This is a genomic window from Paracoccus sp. 22332 (assembly GCF_052045125.1).
Taxonomy (GTDB): domain Bacteria; phylum Pseudomonadota; class Alphaproteobacteria; order Rhodobacterales; family Rhodobacteraceae; genus Paracoccus; species Paracoccus haematequi_A.
In genome coordinates, this window is record NZ_JBQEOI010000004.1 from 221,845 (window position 1) to 247,232 (window position 25,388).

The 25,388-nt window shown below is 69.8% G+C and carries 18 protein-coding genes; 11 read left to right on the forward strand and 7 right to left on the reverse strand.

All coding sequences use genetic code 11. The annotated features are described in order from the left end of the window. Position 1: 1 nt before the first annotated feature. Positions 2–3,856 (forward strand): amino acid adenylation domain-containing protein, encoded by a 3,855-nt coding sequence (locus ACTJI6_RS06785; protein ID WP_440798999.1) that lies wholly within the window; start codon positions 2–4, stop codon positions 3,854–3,856. On the opposite strand, the gene ACTJI6_RS06790 is transcribed toward ACTJI6_RS06785, so the two are convergent. Then, a complete protein-coding gene (locus ACTJI6_RS06790) occupies positions 3,793–4,449 on the reverse strand; it encodes an alpha/beta hydrolase (RefSeq protein WP_440799001.1) in 657 nt (218 codons plus the stop codon). The two genes, ACTJI6_RS06785 and ACTJI6_RS06790, sit on opposite strands and share 64 nt — an antisense overlap. Before the next feature lie 306 nt (positions 4,450–4,755). On the opposite strand from ACTJI6_RS06790, the gene ACTJI6_RS06795 reads away from it, so the two are divergent. The 5 genes from ACTJI6_RS06795 to ACTJI6_RS06815 all read left to right on the forward strand — a co-directional run bounded on the left by ACTJI6_RS06795 (position 4,756) and on the right by ACTJI6_RS06815 (position 10,798). After that, on the forward strand, positions 4,756–6,162 hold the full coding sequence (locus ACTJI6_RS06795) for an ATP-binding protein (protein WP_440799002.1): 1,407 nt from the start codon (positions 4,756–4,758) through the stop codon (positions 6,160–6,162). A 51-nt stretch (positions 6,163–6,213) separates the two neighbouring features. Continuing rightward, a complete protein-coding gene (locus ACTJI6_RS06800) occupies positions 6,214–7,302 on the forward strand; it encodes an ABC transporter substrate-binding protein (protein WP_440799004.1) in 1,089 nt (362 codons plus the stop codon). Next, complete coding sequence (locus ACTJI6_RS06805) at positions 7,278–8,336, forward strand: FecCD family ABC transporter permease (protein WP_440799006.1); 1,059 nt, start codon at positions 7,278–7,280, stop codon at positions 8,334–8,336. The genes ACTJI6_RS06800 and ACTJI6_RS06805 overlap by 25 nt, the downstream gene beginning before the upstream one ends. After that, positions 8,333–9,100 carry an ABC transporter ATP-binding protein gene (locus ACTJI6_RS06810; protein ID WP_440799008.1) on the forward strand — a complete coding sequence of 256 codons (768 nt, stop codon included), beginning with the start codon at positions 8,333–8,335 and terminating at the stop codon, positions 9,098–9,100. The genes ACTJI6_RS06805 and ACTJI6_RS06810 overlap by 4 nt, the downstream gene beginning before the upstream one ends. A 501-nt stretch (positions 9,101–9,601) precedes the next feature. Next, on the forward strand, positions 9,602–10,798 hold the full coding sequence (locus tag ACTJI6_RS06815) for a winged helix-turn-helix domain-containing protein (RefSeq protein ID WP_440799147.1): 1,197 nt from the start codon (positions 9,602–9,604) through the stop codon (positions 10,796–10,798). Positions 10,799–10,805: 7 nt separating this feature from the next. On the opposite strand, the gene cobS is transcribed toward ACTJI6_RS06815, so the two are convergent. Genes cobS through cobU form a run of 3 tightly spaced genes read right to left on the reverse strand, consistent with a single transcriptional unit; the run spans position 10,806 to position 13,065 of the window. Next, entirely contained in the window at positions 10,806–11,555 is a 750-nt protein-coding gene (cobS, locus tag ACTJI6_RS06820) for an adenosylcobinamide-GDP ribazoletransferase (protein ID WP_440799010.1), read from the reverse strand. Further along, positions 11,552–12,556 (reverse strand): nicotinate-nucleotide--dimethylbenzimidazole phosphoribosyltransferase, encoded by a 1,005-nt coding sequence (cobT, locus tag ACTJI6_RS06825; RefSeq protein ID WP_440799012.1) that lies wholly within the window; start codon positions 12,554–12,556, stop codon positions 11,552–11,554. Before cobT ends, cobS begins: the two co-directional genes overlap by 4 nt. After that, a complete protein-coding gene (cobU, locus tag ACTJI6_RS06830) occupies positions 12,553–13,065 on the reverse strand; it encodes a bifunctional adenosylcobinamide kinase/adenosylcobinamide-phosphate guanylyltransferase (RefSeq protein WP_440799014.1) in 513 nt (170 codons plus the stop codon). The genes cobT and cobU overlap by 4 nt, the downstream gene beginning before the upstream one ends. Before the next feature lie 44 nt (positions 13,066–13,109). Between cobU and ACTJI6_RS06835 the strand changes: the two genes are divergently transcribed. From ACTJI6_RS06835 to cobD, 4 genes are read left to right on the forward strand one after another with little or no spacing between them, the layout of a single operon-like run. Beyond that, the gene (locus tag ACTJI6_RS06835; RefSeq protein WP_440799016.1) at positions 13,110–13,688 is read left to right on the forward strand and encodes a histidine phosphatase family protein; all 579 of its coding nucleotides are present in this window, start codon (positions 13,110–13,112) and stop codon (positions 13,686–13,688) included. 3 nt (positions 13,689–13,691) lie between these two features. Continuing rightward, the gene (locus ACTJI6_RS06840; RefSeq protein ID WP_440799018.1) at positions 13,692–14,477 is read left to right on the forward strand and encodes a propanediol utilization protein; all 786 of its coding nucleotides are present in this window, start codon (positions 13,692–13,694) and stop codon (positions 14,475–14,477) included. Next, positions 14,474–15,409: an adenosylcobinamide-phosphate synthase CbiB gene (gene cbiB, locus ACTJI6_RS06845; protein WP_440799020.1), complete on the forward strand. Its 936-nt coding sequence runs from the start codon at positions 14,474–14,476 to the stop codon at positions 15,407–15,409. Before ACTJI6_RS06840 ends, cbiB begins: the two co-directional genes overlap by 4 nt. Positions 15,410–15,418: 9 nt before the next feature. Continuing rightward, positions 15,419–16,387 carry a threonine-phosphate decarboxylase CobD gene (gene cobD / locus ACTJI6_RS06850; protein ID WP_440799022.1) on the forward strand — a complete coding sequence of 323 codons (969 nt, stop codon included), beginning with the start codon at positions 15,419–15,421 and terminating at the stop codon, positions 16,385–16,387. Positions 16,388–16,414: 27 nt separating this feature from the next. Here the strand turns inward: cobD and ACTJI6_RS06855 are convergent, their stop codons facing one another. The 3 genes from ACTJI6_RS06855 to ACTJI6_RS06865 form a co-directional block, all read right to left on the reverse strand. Beyond that, the gene (locus ACTJI6_RS06855) at positions 16,415–16,930 is read right to left on the reverse strand and encodes a PEP-CTERM sorting domain-containing protein (protein ID WP_440799024.1); all 516 of its coding nucleotides are present in this window, start codon (positions 16,928–16,930) and stop codon (positions 16,415–16,417) included. A 72-nt stretch (positions 16,931–17,002) separates the two neighbouring features. Then, positions 17,003–23,101 (reverse strand): hypothetical protein, encoded by a 6,099-nt coding sequence (locus ACTJI6_RS06860; RefSeq protein WP_440799026.1) that lies wholly within the window; start codon positions 23,099–23,101, stop codon positions 17,003–17,005. Between the two features lie 375 nt (positions 23,102–23,476). Continuing rightward, on the reverse strand, positions 23,477–24,358 hold the full coding sequence (locus ACTJI6_RS06865; protein ID WP_440799028.1) for a LysR substrate-binding domain-containing protein: 882 nt from the start codon (positions 24,356–24,358) through the stop codon (positions 23,477–23,479). 177 nt (positions 24,359–24,535) lie between these two features. On the opposite strand from ACTJI6_RS06865, the gene phnC reads away from it, so the two are divergent. Continuing rightward, positions 24,536–25,354, forward strand: a complete 819-nt coding sequence (gene phnC, locus ACTJI6_RS06870) for a phosphonate ABC transporter ATP-binding protein (RefSeq protein WP_440799030.1) — start codon at positions 24,536–24,538, stop codon at positions 25,352–25,354. Positions 25,355–25,388: the final 34 nt, after the last annotated feature.

Sequence of the window (25,388 nt, forward strand, 5' to 3'; positions counted from 1 at the left end):
CATGCGCCCCCTGACCGAGGCGCAGGAAGGGTTGTGGTATGCCCAGGCGCTTGACCAGACCAACCCGATCCTGAACACCGGGCAGTATCTGGACCTGCGCGGCCCGGTCGATCTGGACGCGCTGCAAGACGCGCTAGCGCGGACGCTGGCGGAAACCGAGGCGCTGCGCCTGCGCTTTCGCGGCGGCCCGGACGGGCCGGTGCAATGGTTGGACCCCGACCCGATCCTGCCGCGCCTCATTCACGCCACCGAAGCCGAGGCCCTGGCCGCGATGCGCGCCGACAGCGGCCGCGCCATCGACCTGGCGGCGGGACCGGCGGCGGCCTTCACGGTCTTCGTGCTGAACCCCGACCGGGTGCTGGTCTATGAACGCATCCACCATCTGGCGATCGACGGCTATGGCATGGTGCTGGTGACGAACCGGATCGGGGAACACTACTCGGCCATCGTGACCGGCGGCCCGGCGCCGTTGCCCTTTCCGCCGCTGGACCGCGCCCATGACGAAGATGCGGCCTATCGCGCATCCGACAGGCGCGCGCAGGACGCGGCCTGGTGGCAGGCCCGGCTGGCGGGCCTTCCCGAGGTGACGGGTCCGGCGACCGGGACCGCCGTCAGCGCCCATCATTTCCTGCGCGAAAGCCGCTGGCTGGACGCGGGCCTGCTGGCGCGGCTGGCCGATTTCTCCGACAGCCATCGGCTGGGCTGGCCGGACGTGCTGACCGGGTTGACCGGCGCCTATCTGGCCCGCTGGACGGGCGGCAGCGCCGTGATCGGCGTTCCCTTCATGGCCCGGATGGGGCGCAAGATCGCGCGCCTGCCCTGCATGGCGATGAACGTCCTGCCGCAGCAGGTCACCCCCGACGAAGGCGCGCCGCTGGCCGACTGGCTGTCGGGCCTGGCCCGCGACATGGCCCAGGCCCGCCGCCACGGCCTGTATCGCAGCGAATATCTGCGTCGCGACCTGGGCCTGATCGGCGGATCGCGCAGGCTGTACGGCCCGCTGGTCAACGTTCAGCCCTTCGACCGCGCGCCGCGTTTCGCGGGTTTGCAGGTCGGCCTGCATATCCTGGGCGCGGGGGCCGTGGACGACCTGACCCTGACCTTCCGGGGCGATCCGCAATCGGGCCTGCTGTTCGAGGTGGACGCGAACCCGAGCCTTTATTCCCCCCAGGACGTGGCCGGTCATTCGGCCCGCCTGCCCGAATTCCTCGCTGCCGCCCTGGACGCCGCGACCCTGGCCCCCGTGCCGACCGCCAGCCGGGCCGAGATCGCCGCTGCCGCAGCCGTCAACGCGACCGACCATCCGATCCCTGACACCACCCTTGCGGCACTGATCCAGGCGCAGATCGCCGCGACCCCCGATGCGCCCGCCGTGACCTTCGGCGACAGCACGATCAGCTTCGCGGATCTTGACCGCCGCAGCGTCGCATTGGGCGCGCATCTGGCCGGGATGGGGGCGGGCCCGGGGCGGATCGTGGCCGTCGCGCTGGAACGGTCGCTGAACCTGCCGGTGGTGCTGCTGGCGATCCTGCGGGCGGGCGCGGCCTATCTGCCGCTGGACCCGGATCATCCGCCCGACCGCATTGCGCGGATTCTGTCGATGGCGCGGCCGGTTGCGGTGATAACTTCACCCGATTTCAAGGCGCTGTTCCCGGCCCATGCGCCGCTGCTGACCGACTGGCCTGACCATGGGACCGCCCCGGCCCGGCCCGCGCCGGGCGACATGGCCTATGTCATCTACACCTCGGGCTCGACGGGCGATCCGAAGGGCGTGGTCATCGATCACCGCGCCATCGTCAACCGCCTGCTGTGGATGCGCGATCACTACGGCATCGACGCATCCGACCGCATCCTGCAAAAGACCCCCGCCACCTTCGACGTGTCGGTGTGGGAGTTCTTCCTGCCGATGATCGCAGGGGCCGAACTGGTCATGGCCCCGCCCGGCGCGCATCGCGATCCCTCGGCCATCGCCGCGCTGATCCGCCGCCACGCGATCACCACGCTGCATTTCGTGCCCTCGATGCTGTCGGCCTTTCTGGCCGCGCCCGCGTCCCAGGGCCTGGCCCTGCGCCGGGTCTTCTGTTCGGGCGAGGAACTGACCGCCGATCAGCGCAGCCGGTTCCACGCCCGCATCCGGGCAGAGCTGCACAACCTCTATGGCCCGACCGAGGCCGCCGTCGATGTCAGCTTCTGGCCCGCCGGGCCGGATGATGCCTCGAACCCGCTGCCCATCGGCTGGCCGGTCTGGAACACGTCCTTGCATGTCCTGGACGACCGGATGCGCCCGGTCCCGCCGGGGCTGGCGGGGCATCTGTATCTAGGCGGGGCGCAGCTTGCGCGCGGTTATCTGGGCCGGGACGACCTGACGGCGCAACGTTTCATCGCCGCGCCGGACGGGACGCGGCTTTACGCAACGGGCGATCTGGCGCGCAGGCGGCATGACGGGGCCGTGGTCTATCTGGGCCGGTCCGACCATCAGGTGAAGATCCGCGGGCTGCGGATCGAACTGGGCGAGATCGAAGCCGCAGTCATGGCCTCTGGCCTCGCCCGCGAATGCGTCGTCCTGGCGCGAGAGGATCGGGCAGGGGAGAAGCGCCTGGTGGGCTATGTCGTGCCCTCGGGCGGCGAACCGGCGGGGCTGTCCGCGCATCTGGCCGCCAGCCTGCCCGCCTATATGGTTCCCGCCGCCTGGGTCATGCTGGACGCCTTGCCCGTCACGTCGAACGGCAAGCTGGACCGCAAGGCGCTGCCCGCGCCGGAATTCTCGGCCGCCGGGCGCGCGGCGCAGACGGAGACCGAACACCTGCTGTCCCGCCTGTATGCCGAGGCTCTGCACCTGCCCGACCTGCCTGGTGCCCAGGCCGATTTCTTCGCGCTTGGCGGCGATTCCCTGTCCGCCGTCCGCCTGTGCCTGCGAATCGAGGAGGAAACCGGCCGCGATCCCGGCCTTGGCACGATCTTCGAACATCCGGTGCTGGAGCTTCTGGCCGCCGCGCTTGAGAAAGCACATCAGGATGACGGCCTCAGCCCCTTGATCCTGCTGGCCGACGGCGATCCGGCGGCATCGCCGCTGTTCCTGATTCATCCGGCGGGCGGCATCGCCTGGGGCTATCGCCACCTGGCCCGGCTGATCGCGCCTGCGCGGCGCGTCTGGGGGGTGCAGCACCCGGCGCTTGACCTGACGGTGCCGCTGCCCGACAGCCTTCAGGCCTTGGCGCGGGACTATGCGGCGCAGATCGCGGCGGAGGCCCCTGACGGGCCGGTCCATCTCGCCGGCTGGTCGGTGGGCGGCATCCTGGCGCAGTCCGTGGCCATCGAGCTTGCGGCGCATGGGCGGCAGGCCGGCCTGGTCGCGGCGCTGGACAGCTATCCCGCCGATGTCTGGCGGGACGAGCCGGAACCCGATCCCGTCGCCGCCCTGCGCGCGCTGCTGGCCATCGCGGGCCACGACCCGGACGCGCATCGCGACCTGGACACGCGGCAAAAGGTCGTGGCCTTCCTGCGCGCGGGCGACACCGCGCTTGGCGCGCTGCCCGAGGCGGTGCTGGACGGCGTGGTCCGCACCGTCACCGACACCAACCGCCTGGTGCGCGGCCATCACCACCGGCATTGGCCCGGCAGGCTGACCCATATCCGCGCGGGGCTGGACCACCGGGACCGCGACCTGCGCGCCGGGATGTGGCGGGCCTATGCGACCCATGTCGAGGAACTGTCGGTGCCGTTCCTGCATCCCGCCATGACCTCGGCCGCCGCCTCGGCGCTGATCGCGCCGATGCTGGCCGCGCGGATGGATCAGGCTGACGCGGCGGCGAAGGGCAGCGCCAGCGGCAGGGATCCGGCGATCGTCTCGATGTGAATCAGTCCCGGCAGGACGTGGACCTGCGGCGACAACCCGTTGCGGTCGCGCAGGTCGGCCACGAACTGCATCGTCGCGGGCGCCGGGCCGTCGGGCGGCGGGCCGTCGCTGCCCGACCGCTTTTCCCGGTCGCCCAGGGCAACCAGCAGGGGCGGCGGCGCCGTCATCCGCCCCGCGCGGTCGGCCACCCGCCGGATCAGCGCCTCGTCCCACCAGATCGACGGGCTGATCGCGGCATATCGCGCAAAGGCATCGGGCCGGGTCAGCAGCGCATACAGCGTGAACAGCCCGCCGAAGGAATGGCCCCACAGCGCGCGCCGGGCCGGATCGACGGGGGCCGCAGCCTCGGCCGCCGCGCGCAGCGGGCCGGTCAGCCGGTCCAGAAACAGCGCCGCGCCCCCGGCCATGCGGCCCGGATGGACCGGATCGGGGCGGATGCCGTCGCCCGGACCCTCGGGCGCGGTGAAGTCCAGCGTGCGCTGTTCGCGGGCGAATTGCCGGTCGGTGTCATAGCCGACGCCAGCCAGAATCAGTCCTGGCACCATCGCCAGGTGATCGGGCGTCAGGAAGTCGAAGGCGGCGTTGCCGTCCAACAGGTACAGGATCGGCCAACCCGCCGCCGGGGCCNCACGGCAAGAAACAGCCGGTGCCCCGGACCCGCGTTCACGACAGTTTGCGACAAAGAATGTGTCGGCACCTCGGCATCGAAGATCCGCAAGCCCGCGTGCTTGCGCGCATGGTCCGGCCCGACTTTTCCGGTGTTGTGCATTCGATCCCTTACCATTTTCCTGGCGGACAAGGTTGACAAACTTCGTCGGGAATATACTGCTGCCCGCGATCGAAGCCAGCCCGGATGCCGGACAAGCCTGAAAAGCGATCCATTCTTCAAGGAGATCACGATGGCAACCCTTTCTCGCCGCCCCGTCCGCGCCCTGTTCGGCGCCTCTGCCCTGGCCCTGATGCTGGCCGCAGGCCCCGTCGCCGCCGAAACCATCTTCACGCCCACCTCTGACGGGTTCATCGGCGATGTCGCCGTTCAGGCGCCGAACCGCGCCCCCATCCATGCGGGCACGAAAGTCACCATCTCGGGCGAGGATCTGGCCCCCGGCCAGCAGATCACCCTGATGCGCGGCACCACGGTGCTGAACGCCGACGGGCCGCTGACCGTGGCCGAGGACGGCACCTTCAGCTTCGACGTGACGGTGGACGAGGAAGCGGCCACCGGCCTGCAACCCATCGTCGTCATCGGCGAAAATCCGGCGGCGGCGACCGTGGTGGACCTGAAGGTCTCGCCGCAGATCCCGGTGTCGGGGGCCGAGCAGTTCACCATCCTCAGCCAGCCGGTGACGCGCGGGCTGTATCAGGTGGCCTACAGCCGGAAATCCGACGCGCTGTTCGTCACCGCCGCCGTGGGACGCCCGCCGGTCAAGGAATCGGCGCTTGTGAAGGTGAACCCGGACACGCTGGAAACTGTCGCCTCGGTCGCCCCCGAGGCCGCCCCCGCGCGCGAGGATGGCAGCGACGGCGGGGTCTTCGCGGTCTATGGCGTCGCGGTCGATGACGCGAACGGCACCGTCTGGGTGACCAACACCCGCCAGAACACGGTGGCGGTCTATCGGCAGGACGATCTGTCGCTGGTCAAGCAGTTCGAACCCGGCGCCGCCACCCATGGCCGCGATGTCGTGATCGACGAGGCGAACGGCCGCGCCTATGTCAGCACCAGCTTCACCCCGGAAATCCTGGTCTTCGACACCAAGACGCTGGAGCCGCTGGACCCGATCACCGTGCAGTCCGCCATCCGCGGCGAGGATTTCGGGACCATGGCCCTGGATCTGGACGCCCAGTCCGGCAAGCTGGTCACGGTCAGCCTGAACACGCCCGAAGCCGCGGTCATCGACCTGAAAAGCGGCGAGGTGAAGGTGATCCCGGCGAAAGGCGCGCAGGGCGCGTCCGGCGCGGCCTATGACGCCCAGGACGGGCTGATCTTCGTCGCCTCGCAAAAGACCGACAACCTGCTGATCCTCAAGGCCGACACGGGCGAGGTTCTGCATGATGTCGAGGTCGGCGCGGGCCCGCTGAACGTCACCTTCGAACCCGTCAGCCGCCATGCCTTCGTCGCCAATCGCGGGTCGGGCACGATCACGGTTGTGGATACCCAGGGCCAGATCGTCGCCAACCTGGACGCGGGCAGCTTCCCCAACCAGTTGCGCGCCGACGGCAAGGGTAATGTCTATGCCGTGAACAAGTCGCGCGGCGAAAACGACGAGGCGGGCGACCGCGTGTGGCGCATCCACGCCGCCGACTGATCGATACCGGCGCGGGCAGCAAAGCCCGCGCCATCAGCTTAAGGAAAGCCCATGCTTCTGCGTTCCCTTGCCCTTGCGGTCTGCACCGGCCTTGGCTTTCCGGCGTTTGCCGACATCACCGTTACCGACATCCTGGACAGGCAGGTGACGATCCCCGAACCCGCCCATCGGATCGTCCTGGGCGAGGGGCGACACCTGTCGGTCCTGGGCCTGATCCACGACGATCCGGTGTCGCTGGTGGCGGGATGGCGGCTGGAACGCGCCCTGGACGAGCCGACCATGGCCGCCTATCGCACGAAATTCCCGGCCATCGACGCGATCCAGACGGTCGGCGGCGGCGCCCGCAGCATTTCCGCCGAAACCGTGATCGCGCTGCAACCCGACCTGCTGGTCATGTCGCTGATGGACGTGAACGACCCCGCCATGCAGCGCGCCCGCGACCAGATCGAGGCGGCGGGCATCCCGGTCGTGCATGTGGATTTCTTTTCCCATCCGCAGGAAAACTCGATCCCCAGCCTGCGGATCCTGGGCAAGCTGACCGGGGCCGAAACGCGGGCCGAGGAGTTCGCGCAGTTCTATCAGGAGCGCCTTGACCGCGTCCGCACCCGTCTGGCCGATCCGGCGATTTCCCGGCCAAGCGTGTTCTTTCACGTCCACGCGGCGCCGCAGGGATGCTGTTCCACGGTCGGGCGGGGGGTGTTTCACGACTTCATCGCCACGGCGGGCGGGCGCAACATCGCCGACGCCGCCACGGGCGTGCAGGCCAGTGTCAGCCTGGAATACCTGATCGGCGCCGATCCAGACTTCTATATCGCCACCGGCGGCACGCATCTGGCGGCGCGGGGCGGGCTGGTGCTGGGATCGGGCGTCGACCCCGACGAGGCGCGTCGGACCTTTGGCGCGCTGATCGGCGCGCCGGGCTTCAACGCGCTGTCCGCCGTCCGCGACGGCCGTGCGGCGGGCGTCTGGCACATGTTCAACGACTCGCCGATCCACATCGCGTTGATCGAATACCTGGCCAAGACCTTCCACCCCGATCTGTTCGCGGATCTTGACCCCGCCGCCACATTGGCCGAGATCGAGGCGCGGTTTTCGCCGGTGGCAGTGGACGGGACGTGGTGGATCGACAATCGGCAATAAGCGGCGTCCTGCTGGATCGCTATCACCGGCAGAACCGGCGGCGCGCGGTTCTGCTGGGCGTGATGGTGGTGATGGCGGCGGTTGGCGTCGTGATGGACCTGATGACCGGCCCCGCGGGCCTGCCACTGGCCGATACGCTGCGCGCCCTGACCGGGGCCGAGGTTTCGCGCGCGACCGAGGTGATCGTCTGGCAGGTCCGCCTGCCCGTCGCCGCGATGGCCCTGTTGGTCGGCGCCGCCCTGGCGCTGTCGGGGGCGGAAATGCAGACCGTGCTGGAAAACCCGCTGGCGGAGCCGTTCACGCTGGGCGTGTCGGCCTCGGCCGCCTTGGGTGCGGCCACAGCGGTCGTGCTGGGCATGACGCTGCCCTTCCTGCCCGCGCAATGGTCGATTTCAGCCAATGCCTTCCTGTTCTCGCTTGGCGCCCTGATGCTGCTGCAACTGCTGGGCCGATTGCGCGGCGGCGGACCCGAGGTGCTGATCCTGTTCGGCATCGCGCTGAATTTCGCGGCGGGCGCGTTCCTGTCGATCCTGCAATTCGTGGCATCCGCCGATGCGTTGCAGCAGCTGGTGTTCTGGACCATGGGCAGCCTCGCCTCGGCCACCTGGCAGGGGGTCACGGCCCTTGTCCTGGTGCTGGCGGCGTGCGTCCCCTTTTCGATCCGCGCCGCCTGGCAGCTGACCGCCCTGCGCATGGGCGAGGATCAGGCCCGCAGTTTCGGCGTCGATGTCGATGCCCTGCGCCGCTGGGCGCTGCTGCGGGTCGGGCTGCTGGCCGCGACGGCGGTGTCGCTGGTGGGCGTGATCGGCTTCGTGGGCCTGGCCGGGCCGCATATCGCCCGGATGCTGGTGGGCGAGGATCACCGCTTCTTCCTGCCCGCCAGCCTGCTGACCGGCGCCCTGGTCATGTCGCTGGCCTCGACGCTGTCCAAGATGGTGGTGCCGGGCGTCCTGCTGCCGGTGGGGCTGGTCACGTCGCTGATCGGGCTGCCGATCTTCTTCTGGCTGATCCTGCGCGGGCGGGCGCGGCGATGACCGGCTTGCGCATCCGCGATGTCAGCCTGCATTACGGCAGGCGGCCCGTGCTGCGCGGGCTGAGCCTGCCCGAATTGCGGGCGGGCGAGGTCACGGTTCTGGCCGGTCCCAACGCCGCCGGGAAATCGACGCTGCTGCGCGCCATCGCCCAGCTTGCCCCCTATCGCGGCCGGATCACGCTGGACGGCGAGGATCTGGCCCGGATGCCGATCCGCCGCCGCGCCCGGCTGATCGGGGTGATGCCGCAGGCGCTGCCCTCGGGGTCGTCGCTGATCGTGCTGGAAAGCGTCATCGCCGCCCTGCGCGCGGGCAGCGACGGGTTCGGCGCCCAGGCGGACGCCCAGGCCATGGCGGTGCTGGACCGCCTGAGCATCGCCGATCTGGCGATGGAGCCGATGGAGCAGTTGTCGGGCGGCCAGCGGCAGATGGTCAGCCTTGCCCAGGCCATCGTCCGCGACCCGCGCGTCCTGCTGCTGGACGAACCGACAAGCGCCCTGGATCTGGCCCGGCAGGTGCGGCTGCTGGGGGAGTTGCGCGCCCTTGCCGCCGAGGGCCGGATCGTCGTCGCCGTGCTGCACGACCTGGCGATGGCCGCGCAATGGGCGGACCGCATCGTCCTGCTGCATCGCGGGGAACTGCACGCCAGCGGCCAGCCCGCCGCCGTCCTGACCCCCGCCATGCTGGCCCAGGTCTATGGCGTCAGCGCACGGGTCGAGCGGTGTTCACAAGGCCGCATCACCGTCCTCATCGACGCCGAGATCTGAGGCGGGCAGCGTGATCCGCGCCGCCAGCCCGGCCCCCTGTCGCGGACGGTGACGGTCACGCAGCCGCCGTCGCGGGCCACCGCCCCATCGGCCCCGCCCGCAGCGCAACGCGTTGTCGATCAGCTTTCCGATCGCGCGCCATGGCCACCCTGCGCACCGCCGCCACGGCGGGTGGAGCTGCTGATCTGGGAGGCCGCCGCAGGCCATGAAGTGGACCTGGATCTGGCATTCTCGCGTCAGGGCAGCACGCCGCGCCTGGAATCGCCCGAAGGCGATCCGACGACCGGCACGCTGGTCAATGTCTCGCGCGGCTGGGTCGTGGACGACCCGGCGCTGAAGGCGCTGCCCGATGTCACGCTGTATCCCCACCATGCCAGCGGGACCGAGGAAACCCGCGACCGCATGGCGCAACTGACGCGGGACAACCTGGACGCGTTCTTCGCAGGCCGCCCGCTGCCGACGCCGATTGCGGTTTTCGTGCCCGCCGCTAGTCTGGCCCGCATGACCGTGCCCCTGCTGACAAATCCCGATGCGCGCCGGCTTTTCCTGGACCGCCACCTGCTGCTGGGGCAGGGGTCCGGCCCGGCCAGGGGCGCCGATCTGGCCGGGGTGCTGGATGATCTGGGCTTCGTGCAGGTGGACAGCGTGAACACGCTGGCGCGGTCCCATGACCTGATCCTGTGGTCGCGGCGCGGGCGGTATCGGCCCGCTGCCCTGGATCACCTGGTCGCCCGCCATCGCGCCGCCTTCGAACACTGGACCCATGACGCGGCGATCGTGCCGATGCGGTTCTATCCGATGTGGCGGCTGAAATTCGCCCGCGACGAGGCGCGGATCCGGCAACGCTGGCCCGCCTGGCAGGGCGAGGGCTGGGATCGAGAGATCGATGCGGTCCTGCAACGCATCGCCGATCACGGCCCGGCCAGTTCGCTGGAGGTGGGCGACGACGCGCCGCGCAAGGGGGCGGGGTGGTGGGACTGGCATCCCTCGAAGGTGGCGCTGGAATATCTGTGGCGGTCCGGGCGGCTGGCGATCAGCCATCGCAGCGGTTTCCGCAAGGTCTACGACCTGGCCGAACGGGTGATCCCGGCGCAGGTCCGCGATGTCCGGCTGGAGCCGCCCGAGGTGATCGACTGGGCAATGTCGGCGGCCATGGACCGGCTTGGCTTTGCCACCAGCGGCGAACTGGCCGCCTTCTTCGAGATCGCCACCCGCGACGAGGCGCGGCAATGGTGCGCCGACGCCCTGTCCGCAGGCCGGATCACCGCCGTGGATGTCGAGATGGCCGACGGATCGCGGCGGCGCAGCTTTTTCACGGCATCCCTGCTGGACGGGCTGGCGTCGCTGCCGCAGCCCTCGGGGCGGGTGCGGCTGCTGTCGCCCTTCGATCCGGCGCTGCGCGACCGGGCGCGGGCGGAACGTCTGTTCGGCTTTCGCTACAGGATCGAGATCTTCGTGCCCGCGCCGCGACGACGCTATGGCTATTACGTCTTTCCCGTCATGCAGGGCTGCCGGTTGATCGGGCGGCTGGATGCGAAGCGCGAGGGCGGGGTGCTGGCGGTCCGCGCCTTCTGGCCCGAGGCAGGGGTCCGCATGGGCCGCGCCCGGCAGGCGGGGCTGACCGCCGAATTGCAGCGCATCCTGCCGCTGGCCCAGACGGCCGAGATCCGCTTCGCCCCCGACTGGCTGCGCGCCTGAACCGCCCTTACCAGGCGGACAGGACAAGCCAGCCGGTGACTTCGGTCGCCAGTTGGACGGCGCCCAGGACGTCGCCGGTCTGGCCGCCCAGCCGCCTGCGCGCCAAGGCGGCGGTGCCGAAGGCCACCGCCGCGCCGACCGCCAGGATCCAAAGGCCCGGCCATCCCACGACCGCCGCCAGGACGACCGACAGGACCAGCCCGGCGGCCCAGACCGAACCGGCCTGACCCGCCGCGCCCCGGCCCAGCCCGTCGGGCCGCGCGGGCGGCAGCAGGATCAGCGCCGCCAGCATCGACTGGCGCGACCAGACCGCCACCAAGACCGCCGCCGCCAGGGACAGGCCATCGGCGATCTCGGCCAGGGCGGCGGCGCTTGCGAAGACGGCCAGGATCAGCGCCAGGGCGCCATAGCTGCCGATTCGGCTGTCGCGCATGATCCGCAGGCGATCCTCGCGGTCCTTGCCGCCGCCGATCCCGTCGGCGACATCCGCAAGCCCGTCGTGATGAAGCCCCCCCGTCGCCAGCGTTGCCGCCCCCAGGCCGATCAGCGCCGCCGGCAGCAGCCCCAGCCCGACCGCCATGGCCGCGTGCAGGACCGCCCACAGGATCGTCCCGACGATCAGCCCGACCAGCGGAAAGGCCCATCGCGCCTGGGCCAGCGACGGCACGGGTTCGCGCAGCCGCCCCGCCGGGATGCGAGTCAGCAGCATGATCGCCAGCCGCGCCTGGTCGATGCGGCGCAGCAGGGTTCCGGTCATCCGATTCCAGCCTCGGCAAAGGTCGCCATGCCGTCGTGGCAGGCCAGGGCGCCGCGCAGGATCGTCAGCGCCAGGGCCGCGCCGGTGCCTTCGCCCAAGGCCAGGCCCAGATCCAGGATCGGCTGCTTGGCCATCGCGGCGCACAGCCTTGCATGGCCCGGCTCGGCGCTGCGGTGCCCGATCAGGCAGTGGTCCAGCAGATGCGGGTCGGCCCCATGCAGCGGCGCCACCGCCGCGGTGCAGATATAGCCGTCCAGCATTACCGGGATGCGGGCCATGCGCGCGGCCAGCACGGCGCCGCACAGCGCCGCCTGTTCCCGCCCGCCAAGCGCGGCCAGCAGGTGCAGCGGCGGCAACCCGGCATGGCGGGCCACGCCCTGCGCCACGACCCGGCTTTTCAGCGCCAGCCCGCTGGTGTCGCTGCCGGTTCCGCGTCCCACCCAATCCTCGGGCGCGCCGCCGCAGACCGCATGGGCCAGGGCGGCCGAGACGGTGGAATTGCCGATCCCCATCTCTCCCAGGATCAGCAGGTCGGCCCGGTCGTCCACGGCATCGGCGCCGCGCAGCAGGGCGTCCAGGCATTCGGCCTGCGACATCGCGGGCGCTTCGGTGAAATCGGCGGTCGGGCGGTCCAGGTCGATCGCCACGACGCGCATGTCGGCGCCCGCCACCCGGCACAGCTGGTTGATGGCCGCGCCTCCGGCGGCGAAATTCGCCACCATCTGCGCCGTGACCGATTGCGGAAACGGGTTCACGCCCTGCGCGCAGATGCCATGATTGCCCGCGAAGACCAGGGCCTGCGCGCGGTCGATGCGGGGGCGGTCGGTCCCCTGCCAGCCCGCCATGAAGACGGCCAGATCCTCCAGCCGCCCCAGCGATCCGGGGGGCTTGGTCAGTTGCGCCTGGCGGTCGCGCGCGGCCTGCGCGGCGGCGGTGTCTGGACCGGGCAGGTCCAGCCGCAGGATGTCGTCAAGCGCGGTCAGCGCGGAAATGGGGGTCATTGCGGTTTTACCTTCAGGGGATGGCCGGCGACGCACAGCCACAGTTCGTCGCAGGCGGTCGCGATCCGCTGGTTCGTCAGACCGGCGGCGTCGCGGAATGCCCGCGCCAGGGCGTTGTCGGGCACGATGCCGGAGCCGACCTCGTTGGTGACCAGGACCACGGGCGAGGCCAGACGCGGCAGCAGATCGGCCAGTTCCTGGACCGCGGCCTCCCAGTCCTGGCCCGCCAGCATCAGATTCGACAGCCACAGCGTCAGGCAATCGACCAGCCGGGGGGCCCGGCCGTCGCTGTCGCGCAGCGCCTGTGCCAAGGCGACGGGCTCGGCCAGGGTGGACCAGCCCGCGCCCCGGCGGGCCTGGTGGCGGGCGATGCGGTCGGCCATCTCGGGGTCGCGCGGCTCGGCCGTCGCGATATAGATCGCGGTCGGGCCCAGCGACAGCGCAAGGCGTTCGGCCAGGGTGCTTTTGCCCGAACGGGCACCGCCGGTAATCAGGATCGACTTCGTCATGGTGGCGTGAAAAAAGCAGGTTTGCCGCAGATTGGAAAGCCGCGATGTTGCCTTTGGCCCGTGACGAACTGGTCCTGATCCGCCACGCCCCCGCCGACAGCGAGGGGCGGATCTGCGGCCGTCGCGACGTGGCCGCGCGGCTGGGCGATCCGGCAGCGATCGACACCCTGGCGCGCAGGCTTGCGCCCTGCGCCCTGGTCGTCGGCAGCCCCGCCCTGCGCTGCCGCCAGACCGCCCGCGCGCTGTTTCCCGGCCGCGAGGTTCCGACCGATGCGCGTCTGTGGGAACAGGATTTCGGCGCGCATGAGGGGATGCCCGCCCAGGAACTGCCCGATCTCGGCCCGTTGGACCGGGCGTCGCTGGCCACGCTGTCGGCGCCCGGCGGCGAAAGCTTCGCGGCGATGGCGGCCAGGGTGACGCCCGCGCTGGCGGATCTGGCGGCCAGGGCGCGCGGGGGCGGTCCCGTGGCGGTCGTCGCCCATGCCGGGACGGTGCGGGCGGGGCTGGCCCTTGCCCTGGGCGACATTCCGGCCGCGCTTGCCTTCGAGGTCGCGCCGCTGTCGCTGACCCGGCTGCGCTGCCTGCCGGACGGGTTTTCCGTCATCTGCGCGAACGCCGTCTGAGCGATGGTGTTCGTCGCGGGGCATTTCGGCGAATGGCTGCAAGGCCGGGTCGGCCCGGCGGCCCAGGTCGCCTTGGTCACGATGGCCTGCCCGGCCTTCGGCGTACGGGCGCGGCGCGATGACGCCGACGGCCTGGCCGTCGCGGGTGGGCTGATCGGCTCCGACCGCTTCCGCGCCTTTCTGGACGCGCTCGGCCTGCCGCCGCGTGGATGGTTCCACGTCGCGGCGGACCTGCCGCCCGGCGGCGGGGCAGGGATGTCCACCGCCTCGCTGGTCGCCCTGGCCCGCGCCGCCGGGGCGGACGAAGGCCGTATCGCCGCCGCCTGCCTGTCGGTCGAGGGGGCGACGGATCCCTTGATGCTGTCGCGCCCCGATGCGGTCCTGTGGGCGCCGCGCCGCGCGCAGGTCATAAAGGACGCCCCGCCGCCGCCTGAGGCCGAGATCCTGGGCGGGTTCTGGGGTCCGATGCAGCGCACCGACCCGGCCGACCACGATTTTCCGGCGATCGACGATCTGGTCGCGGCCTGGATGGCAGGCCCGGATCTGCCCCAGGCCGCCCGCCTCGCCGCCCGTTCGGCCCGCCGCACCACCGCCCTGCGCGGCCCCTCGGACGACCCGACTCAGGCGATGGCCCGCGCCCTTGGCGCCCTTGGCCATGCCCGCGCCCATACCGGCCCGGCCCGCGCGCTGATCTTCGCGCCGGGCACCGTCCCCCCCGGCGGCCAGGCTGCGTTGGAATCCGCCGGCTATTCGACCTGCCTGCGCTTTCGCACCGGAGGCCGGGGATGAGCCTTGCCGCGATGATGGCCCTGGCGCTTGCCGTTGATGCCCTGGTCGGCTGGCCCGCCGGGCTGTATCGGCGCATCGGCCATCCGGTCGGCTGGATCGGCGCCCTGGTGTCGCTGCTGGACCGGCGCTGGAACAGGGGCCGCCCCGGACGGCGGCGGATCGCCGGGGCGTCCTGCGTGCTGGCGGTGCTGCTGGCCTGCGTCGTCCCGGCCATGGCGGTTCAGGCGGCCTTGCCCCAGGGACCGGCGGGCATCCTGACCGGGGCGATCCTGGCCTGGCCCTGGATCGCCGCCCGGTCGCTTCACGACCATGTGGCGGCGGTGGCGGGTCCGTTGCGGCGGGGCGACCTGCGGGGCGCGCGGGACGCGGTGTCGATGATCGTCGGCCGCGATCCCGCCCGCCTGGATCAGGCCGGGGTGGCGCGCGCGGCGCTGGAAAGCCTGGCCGAGAACGCCTCGGACGGGGTGGTGGCGCCGCTGGTCTGGGGCGCGGTGCTGGGGCTGCCGGGGCTGGTCGCCTACAAGGCCGTCAACACGATGGATTCGATGATCGGCCATCGCAACGATCGATACGAGGATTTCGGCAAGGCCGCCGCGCGGCTGGACGACCTGATGAACCTGGTCCCGGCGCGGCTGACCGGCGCGCTGATGGCCCTGGCCCATGGCAGCCCGCTGCGGCCGCTGCGGGTGATGCTGCGCGACGCGGGCGCGCATCGGTCGCCCAATGCAGGCTGGCCCGAGGCGGCGATGGCGGGCGCCTTGGACATCCGGCTGTCCGGCCCGCGCCTCTATGCGCAGCGCGTGGCCGATGAGCCCTGGGTGAACGCGACGGCCCCCGACCCGGCCCCCGATACGCTGCGGGCGGGCCTTGCGCTGTATCGCCGGGCCATGGTCCTGTGCGGGCTGGGGCTGCTTGCCCTGGGGTTGATCTGAAGGGGAACCATGCGCGATCACGGCGGCGATCTGGACCGGGCCAGGGCGGTCCATGGCGACGGCGACTGGCTGGATCTGTCCACCGGCATCAACCGGCTGGCCTATCCCCTGCCGGACCTGCCGCCCCATGCCTGGACGGCGCTGCCCGTGGCGGCGGATCTGGCGGGGCTGGAGCGGGCGGCCGCGCGGGCCTTCGGGATCGGCGGGCCGGTGGTGGCCCTGGCGGGCGCGCAGGCGGCGATCCAGCTTGTGCCCCGCCTTGCGCCGCCCGGCCGCGCCGCCGTGCTGGCGCCCAGCTATAACGAACATGCCGCCGCCTTGGCCGCGCAGGGCTGGACGGTGGATCACGTCCCCGATCCGGCGGCGATGGAGGGCGCGGATCTGGCGGTCGTCGTGAACCCCAACAATCCCGACGGCCGCTGCTGGAGCCCCGACGACCTGCGCAGCCTGGCAGGCCGGGTCGGCCGGCTGATCGTGGACGAGAGCTTTGCCGATCCCCACCCGGATCTGTCACTCGCGCCCCGGCTGGGCGATCTGGGCGAAGGCGCGGTGATCCTGCGGTCCTTCGGCAAGTTCTATGGCCTGGCGGGTCTGCGGCTGGGCTTTGCGCTGTGCGGGCCGCAGACGGCGGCGCTGCTGCGGAGGCTGGCCGGGCCTTGGGCGGTGGGCGGCCCCGCCATCGCGGTGGGCACCCTGGCCCTGGGCGACGAGGATTGGAAACGCGTCACCACGAGGCGGCTTCTGGCGGATGCCGCGCGGTTGTCAGCGCTACTGGACGGCGCGGCGGGCTGGCCCACCGTGGGACGGACTGCGCTGTTCGTCACGGCCCGGACGGGGGATGCCGCCGCGGCCCAGGCCCGGCTGGCGCGGGCGCATATCTGGACGCGGCGTTTCCCCTATGATCCGGGCTGGCTGCGGCTGGGCCTGCCGGGCACCGAGACCGAATGGCGCCGCCTTGCCGCCGCCCTGGCGGGCTGATGCCCAGCCCGTTCAGGCCCGGCCCGTTCAAGCCTGGCGGCGGCGGACGAAGGCCCCGGCGGCGACCAGCCCCGACAGCAGCATCGGCAGCGCGGCCGGAACCGGGACCGGCGCCAGGTCGGGGCCGGTGGTGATGGACATCCGCGCGTCATAGGTCGCGTTGTTGGCCTGATCCAGCGGGCTGGCGATCATGCCCGCGAAGGTCAGCGTAACCTTCAGCCAGTCGCCAAAGCTGCTTCCGTCGTCCAGATCGAACAGGAAGCTGAGGACGTTGCCGCCCTCCAGGCTCCAGTCGCTGGTTTCCGCCAGCAGCACGCGGTCGGTGCCGTCCATCAGCTCAAGCGCCCACAGGGGCGAGAACCCCAGGCCGCCGGTCATATAGACCTGATCCACGGCATAGTCGGCCGAGAGCGGGGCGGTCGATTCCAGGTACAGGTCGCCCTGGAACAGATCCAGCAGGGCGCGGTCGTCGGTGATCGTGCCCGCCTGGGCGACGGCGCCCGTCATCAGGGTCGCGGCGGCGAGGGTGGCGAGAAAGCGCATGTCAGGTTCCTTCGTGCATTCGGATTCGGAAAAGGGGTCTGCCGCCCGGCTGTTACCGGGCGGCTGTGACGGTCAGGCAAAGGTCAGGTCGTCGATGCCGGTCAGCCCGTTCAGGATGATCTGGTCCTGATCCTCGCCGACCCACAGGGTCAGGGTGCCCCCGGCAACACGCGACTTGACGATCTCGGCTCCGCCCAGATCCAGGGCGTCTTGGCCCGCCGCGTAATCCGTGATGCGGGTGGTCTGGCGCGTCCCGTCCGAGAGCAGGGCGCCGAAGTCGAAGACATCCGCGCCCGCGCCGCCGGTGACGACATTGCTGCGCCCGGCGCCGATGTGGAACAGTTCGTCCTCGGCGCTGCCTGTCAGGACGCCGCTGCCGTGGATTTCCACGCGGAACGGGTCGGTCAGATCGACGATGGCGATATCGTCGAAGCTGGCGCCAGCCGCCCCCCAGGACCAGACCCCGGCCGCGCCGGTTTCCAGGTCGCGCACCCCGACCGGCTGGGCGAAAAGCTCCATCCCATCCAGCCAGGCCTGGATCCGACCATCGACGATCTGGGCCTTCAGCGCGAATTCATCGCCCGGCGTATAAGTCGTGGTGCCGCGCGCAAGGTTGGTCTCGTAGCCATCGACGACCTGCACCAGCGTGGTATAGCCGACGCGGGCGTCGATTTCGATCTTGTAGTAGTTGTCCTCGTCCTGCCAGTTCAGCATCAGGCCGACCGCGCCCTTCGGCGCAGTGACAAGCGTCTGGATGCTGTAATCCGACAGCGCGGTATCGCCGTCCCACAGGGCATAGCTGCCCTTGTGCAGCGCATAGACCCCGTCGCCCTGCGGCGACCAGCCCTTCTGCCAGACATCCGCCGCATCGGCGCCGGTCCAGGTCAGTTCCCGGCTGTAGGCGCCCGATTGTTCGACCAGCCTGCCGTCCTTGACCGTCCAGTCGGCCGCGCCGCCCAGTTCGGTGGTATCGACGATCCGCCAGCCGTCATGGTCGCCGTCGTCGAAGCGGTCCCCGGCGATCAGCCGGTCGCCCGAGGCGACGTTGACCCGCAGCTTGTCGGTGGTGTCGTCCACCGTCAGGGTAAAGCTGTTGGCCCCGGCCTGCGCCGTCATCACGGCGTCCCGACTTTCCGCCTGCTGGCCGCGGCCCGCCCAGGCGACGGCTTCGCCGCCCGTGGGCAGGATCGACAGCGCGCCGTCCAGGGTCACGAGCTCGAATCCGTCGCCGTCCCAGTCGATCAGCGTCAGATCGGCCCCGGCATCGGCTTGCGTTTCGGGGGCGCGGACGATGATGTCGTCGAAGATCGAACTGCGCTGGTTCGACGAATAAAGCCCGACCGTTCCCGATCCCAGCGGATCGGCGTCGATCACCGCGCCGCCGAACAGCGCCACCCCGTCGGCCGAGACGGTGATCCGCCCGTCGACCACCGCGATCTTGACATCGAAGGCGTCGTTGAAGCGATAGCCGCCGGCCTCTCGCGCCAGCACCGTGGTCACGCCATCCTCGATCCGCAGAAGCTGGCGGGTGTTCGAGGCGTTGTCGAAGGTCAGCAGATACTGGTTCGCCTGATCCTGATGGCGGAAGGCGATACCCATCGTGTCGCGATCCATGGACCGCAGCGTCGCCTCGATCACCTGGTCGTCCCAGTCGCCGTCCTGCCAGACCACCATATTGTTGGCGGTGTTGGACTGATCGAACAGCGCCCCTTCGGCAGAGCCCACCGTCTGGGTGCCGGTGGTGGCCGATCCCTTGACCAGGAACTGGCCCAGCTTCGATCCGGTGGACAGATCGACCAGCGACACGTCGGCCTGCCCGACATTGGCGGTATCCAGCGCGCCGTCGAAGGTCAGCTGCACGGTCCCGGCGGTCGTCTCGCCGTTCAGCGGTCCGTCGCTGTCGACGCCCCCCATCGCCGCCACCTCGGCCGCCGACAACACGCGCGGGGTGAAGGCCACGGATGAGGCGTAAAGGGCCGAAGTCTCGCCATCCTCGTCCGCGAACAGCAGGAAGCCGGTGTCGCTGTCGATGGCCCAGCGGGTGCCGTCCGCCACATTGCCGTCAACGGTCTGGGTGCCGATCAGCTGGCCGTCCAGGTATTTGCGCAGCACCTGCGCGCCATCCTCGACCGAGAAGGTGAGGGTGATGCGGTTCCAGCTGTCGAAGGGGATATTGCCCTGATAGTTCCCGCTGATCCCGATTCCGGCGCTGTCGCCGGAACGGTTCAGGAAGATCTCGGCGTCGTTGCGGTTTCCGGTATGGGTCTGCAGTAGCGCGGTATAGCCCTTGGCGCCCTCCAGCGGCACATAGAGATCGTAGACCAGCGAGAATTCGGTGATCGTGCCGGTCGTCTGCGGCTTCACCAGCAGGCCCTGATCCGCCGTCATCGCGGCCACCCGCAGAACCGGGGTCGGTGCGTCGCCGATCTGCGGCAGGCCGAAGCCCGCATCGGTTCGGAAGCCCACCGGGTTCGCCGCCGCCGCGCCGCCCGCGCTGACCCAGCCGTCGGCATTGCCGTCGTTGAAGGTCTCGGCCAGCCAGACCTTGTCCGTCTTGACGATGACCCGCTGTTCGTCGGTCGAGCGGACGCCGTCCGCGGTTTCGATCACCAGCGTCAGGTCGTGGACCCCGGCGCCCAGATCGACGCTGGCCTCGCGGCCGGTGGCGATGACGGTGCCGTCCTCTGCCTGCCAGGTATAGGAGACGATGTTCGAATTCGGATCGGTGGACCCGGCCGCGCTCAGACTGACGGTGGCGGTATCGGCACCGGCGTCGGCCGTGACCAGCCGGTCATCGCCCGCATCGACCTCGGCCACCACGGTGCGGTCCAGCTTGGCGTCGAACAGTTCCTCTTGATGGCCTGCATATTTGCCGGTCAAGCCATCGCGGTCATAGTCCTCCTTGCCGCGCGAGCCGTCGAAATAGGTGTCAAGTTCGGTGAAATAGGTCTCGGTATAGATGGCGTCGTTGTCGGGATCGATGGTGACCAGCCGGATCGCGCCGTTGCCGCCGTTGCCGCCCCTGGACGGATCGCCCGCGCCCGTCGTCTCAAGCGCGACGCCGTTCTGATAGTTCACCAGGAACTGATAGACCGGATGCCCGTAGGCGTTATAGGAAACCTGCGTCTGCGCGCCGTCTCCGAAGATATGCCCGCCCGCCGTGAAGACCACGTTGGCATGGGACGAGATCACCTCGCGCCAGATTTCCTCGCCGTCCCAGGCCCCGGCCGGGTCGCGCCCCAGGCCATAGTCATAGGCCGCGCCCTCGGCTTCCAGCGGACTGCCCAGCGGGTCGTGGCGGCTGTCGAAGTTGTTGTACGAATGCGTCGTGACCGTTGCCTTGCGGTCCGCATATTGGGTCAGGATCTGATCGGCCCAGTGCAGAACGTCGTCGCGCGGCCCGAATTCCAGGCTGAGAGAGATCCATTCGGTGCCGTCCGGCGCCGTCCACAGCATGAAGTTGTTGTCGAACCGTTCAGGCTCGGCCGCATAGACGCCGCCGAAGGCCGGATCCTCGGACATGTAGCCGATCGAGAAGGCGTCGTTGAAGGCGGGCGTGTCGCGCACGTCGGCCGAACCGCCGGTCCCGATGTCGTGGTTGCCGGGCGTGACCGAGAACGAGATCCCCGCCTTCCGCAGGATGTCCATCGCTTCCTTGGCCAGCCCGAAATTGCCCGCCGTCGCATAGGGGGTGATGTCGCCCACATGGGTGACGAAGCCCAGGTTCTTGCCCCCGGCATTGTCGGCCAGCCATTGCGTCATATTGACGAAAGTCTGGTTGAGATTGGCGTTATAGGTATAGTCCTGCGTATCGGGCAGGATGGCGATGGTATAGGCGTTCTCGCCCGCCACGCGGAAGCGCACCTCGTCTGTCATCACCTGGCCCACCGGCCCGGTGGCCGAGATCACCAGGTCGGCCAGCCCGTAGCCGCCGAATTCCAGCGTCATCACGCCATCGGCGATGGTCGCCGACACCGCCTCGCCATTGCTGGTGGTGACGGTGAAATCCCTGGCGCCGGGGCCGAACACCTCGGCTAGGTCGAAGGTCATGCCGCTGTCCTTCAGCGAGACAAGCTGGTCCTTCAGCCCGTTCACCAGCGTCGCCTCGTCGGTCAGTTCGCTGTCGACGAAGCCGAATTCCGGGGTCGGGGCATTATTGTCGAAGCCGATCTGCATCGGTCCCGCGGGGTCGATCTGGCTGGGTTCCAGCCGGGTCGCGCCGCCCAACAGGTCGATGGCGTCGCCCCCTTGGGTCAGCAGCGCGCCGTCGGGGCCTGCCGGATCGTTGGTGGCGATCTGCCAGTCGAGGATGTCGAGCTGGTTATAGGTGCCGCTGAACCCCGCGCGGGCTGTTTCCCCCAGGACCGAGGTCAGGTCCAGAGCCACGTCGATCACCGGCTGGCCGGGCTTGGCGGCATCGTCCGCGACATAGACCCGCAGGTTCGTGCCGTCATAGTCGATCCAGACCTTGTTTTCGGTATTGTTGGCCAGCAGGAAGGGCGCATCGACCGAGACCAGAGGCTCGGACCAGGCGTCGTTGCCGACCATGACGCGGATCTGGTTGGCGGCGGCATCGACGCCTTCGTTGAGATAGGTGTCGAACACGACCGCGATGGTGGGGCTGCTGCCAGCAGGCACGCCAAGCGCGCCGCCGGCCTCGCCCAGTATCAGCGATCCGTCGGCTTGGGGGCTTTGCAGCTGGAAGGCGAAGCCGTCGGCGGTGAAGCCGTTCTCGATGATGCGGAAGGTGAACTCGGTCTCGAAGGTCAGGCCCTCGGTCCTCACGGCCTCGGCGGCGAAGGCGCCGCCCACGTCCAGCCAGTCGCCATGCGCCAGACGAATCGGGGCAGGGGCGCCGGGATCGGTCAGCGGCGGGGCGGCGGTGAAGGGGCCGTCCGCGTCGACGCCGCCCAGTTCGGCGATCTCCTCGGCCGTCATGGCGCGCGGCATCAGGCCGAAATGGGCCAGGGCCGAGGATCCGACCTCGCCGTCATTGTCGGTCAGCAGCAGGATGTCCTGACTGGCGGTCAGGGCGAAGCGCGCGGTGGGCACCGTCTGCTCGCCCACCGGGGTGCCGTCGATGTATTTCGCAAGCGTCGAGGTGCCGTCGCCGTTGTCCGACACCGAAATCGCGATCCGCGACCATTCGCCGAACGTGACCTGACCGTCATAGCGGCCGCTGATGCCCAGACCGCCGTCGGCATTCACGAACAGATCCGCGTCGTCGCCGTTGTCGGCCGACAGTTGCAGCAGCGCCAGGAACCCGGCGGGCGCGGATTGGATGTTGATGTCCCAGACGGCGGTGAAGCTGGTCAGCACATCGACCTCCAGCGGCATCCGCACCGACAGGTGTTCGTCCGGTCCAAAGCCCCCGGCCATCAGCACCGGAATATCGGCGCCGCCTGGCCCCTCGATCCCCAGTTGCGAGGCAAGGCCGATCACGCTGTCACCCTGAATGACCGGGTCCGGTGCCGTATCCGACCCTTCAAGGCGCACGGTCGCCTCGCCATAGCGGAGGTTCACCGCCGCATCCGCGAAATCGACCTCGATGGCGCCGGGGGCCGGGCTGGCCGGGAAGAAGCCCGCGGCCGAAGGCCCGCCCGCCTGCGCCACCATCGCGGCAAGATCGGCGGCGGCCGGCGGATCCTGCAGGAAGAACAGCGACGAGACATAGCCCGGACTGGTTTCCCCGTCGTCGTCGGTGAACAGGCGCAGCCCTTCCTCGGCATCGACGGCCCAGCGGCTGCCGCTGCCCAGGTTCTGGGTGCCGATCAGCTCGCCATTGGCGAACTTGCGCATGACGGTGTTGCCGTCCTCGACCGTGACCGAGATCACCAGCCGGTTCCAGCCGTCATAGGCGATGGCGCCCGGATAATCGCCCGAGATGCCCAGCCCGGCCGTCCCGTCGCCATTGTCGCGCAGGAACAGGTCGGCATCGCCGCTGCCGGTCTGGACCAGCCCGGTAAAGCCGCTGGCGCTGTCCGCCGGGATATAGACATCCATCCCCAGCACCCAGCTGGTGACGCTGGCCCCGGAATGGGGCCGCAGGACCACCGATTGATCGGCGGTCAGCTTGTCGAAGGACAGGACCGGCGCGGTCTGCCCGTCGATACCGGGGATGCCGAAATCTTCGGTCGTGCCCAGGGCGTGGGCGGTCATGACTTGTGCCATTGCAATATCCTCTGCTCGGCGCCTGCTGGCGACGTTGGGGCATGAGCGAGGCTTGCCCCGGCAGGATCGATAGGACAAATACGTTGTTCTGGGGTGTCCGATAGGAAAAGACGATGGGTTTCGGGCAATCCGACCGTCCTCTCTGGATGACCGCGAATGCCCAAGCCGTTCTGCCGCCGGGGCTAGGGGCGGATCGCAACCGCCGCTTTCCCGCGATCTCAACGGCTTGGCAGGGCGCATCCGCCATGGCCGCCGGGGCAGGGCCGGACTTTCATCGGAACCGGCGCTGCGCGATTGGTGTGACAGGTCGGTTAAGCAAACAAATCGACCAAATCAGGGACAGCCCTGCCGCTGCGGCGACGGGCAGGCCGGGAATCACGCCTGCGCGCCGCTTTCCTCGCGGGCGGCCAGGATGAAATTGCGGATCGCGGGTTCGTGGCGGCGTTCCCGTCGTACCATCAGATTCTCGACATAGGTCGTCCGGCCCTGCCGGGACGCCACCGGCAGATAGGCCAGGCGCGGATCGGGGGGACATTCCGACCGCGCGAAGAACGATACGCCCAGCGTCAGGGCCACCGCCTCGCGCACGACCTCGGCGCCTTCGACCTCGATGATCCCGGCGGGCGCAATGCCGTCGGCCAGCAGCGCGCGTTCGACCAGGGCGCGGGTCCGTGACCCCTTTTCGCGCTGGATCAGGATCTGGCCCGCCACGGCGGACAGCGGAAAGGCCGTGCCCTGCGCCAGCGGGCTGTCCGCGGGCAGGCAGGCATACAGCCGTTCGGTCCACAGCGGCGTGATCTGCAAGGTGGTGCCGATCAGCGGATCGACGGCGATGGCGATGTCGGCGCGCAGGTCCATCAGCGCCTCGACCGCCGCGTCGACGCTGGCCTTGCGGATCGAGATCGAGATGTCGGGATGGTCCGCCAGCAGCCTGCGCACGATCCTGACCGCAAGGGGCGGCGAATCGCTGACGATCCGCAACCGGCCGGTGGCGGTCTGGTGACGGCGGTCCAGAAGATCCTCGATGGCGCCGGCCTGTTCGATCAGCGGACCTGTGGCGTTGAACAGCTGCGCCCCGATCTCGGTCAGCACCAGGCCCCGGCCGCGCTTGTCGAACAGCCTGACGCCGTGGCGTTCCTCCAACCCCTTCAGGTGCTGGGACACGGTGGGCTGCGAGACGCCCATGACCTCGGCCGCGCGGCGGACGCTGCCTTCCAGGGCCACCAGATGAAAGGCCCGGATCTGTAGGTAATTCATGGGACTGGCCTGACGGGACGGGTCGGGACGAAGGATATTTCCATCGAGATCCCCAGGGCAAGCCCCCCTTTCTTCAGGCGCCGTGACCCGTGCCGGTGTCATGGGAATTTCACCTGACTGTCGAAGAACTGAGACACTGCCGACCTATCAGCCCCCCGAGGTCAGCGGAGAGAGCGAGTGCTGGAAGTCAGGAACGTCACGCGGATTTTCGGCCAGAAGGCTGCGGTGGACGATATCAGCTTCACCGTCGAAGGCCCCGCCTTCGTCGGCATCATCGGCCGTTCGGGGGCGGGAAAATCGACCTTCCTGCGGATGATGAACCGGCTGACCGATGCCAGTTCGGGCCAGATCCTGGTCGAGGGGCGCGATATTCTGGCGCTGCGCGGATCCGCCCAGCGGCAATGGCAAAGCGACTGCGCGATGATCTTCCAGCAGTTCAACCTGGTGCCGCGCATGGACGTGGTGTCGAACGTGCTGCACGGCATCCTGAACCGCCGGTCCACCGTGCAGACCATGTTCAACCTATGGTCCCAGGCCGACATCCTGCGCGCCCTGTCCATCCTGGACCGGCTGGGCATCGTCGAACAGGCCCCGAAACGCGCCGAGGCGCTGTCCGGCGGCCAGCAGCAGCGCGTCGCCATCGCCCGCGCGCTGATGCAGGATCCGAAGATCATCCTGGCCGACGAACCCATCGCCAGCCTGGATCCGATGAACGCGCAGGTGGTGATGGACACGCTGAAGCGCATCAACGTGGAAGATGGCCGCATGGTCATCGCCAACCTGCACACGCTGGACACCGCGCGGCGCTATTGCGACCGGGTGATCGGAATGCGCGACGGGCGCATCGTCTTCGACGGAACGCCCGCGCAGCTTTCGACCGGCGTGGCCCGCGACATCTATGGCGCCGACGCGAGCTTCAACGAGGCCGCGACATCGACCGCCATCCCCGCCGATCACGGCCCCGACGACGCCTATGCGGCGAAGATGCTGGCCTGAACCCCACTTCTTACGATCAACCCACGGAGAGACC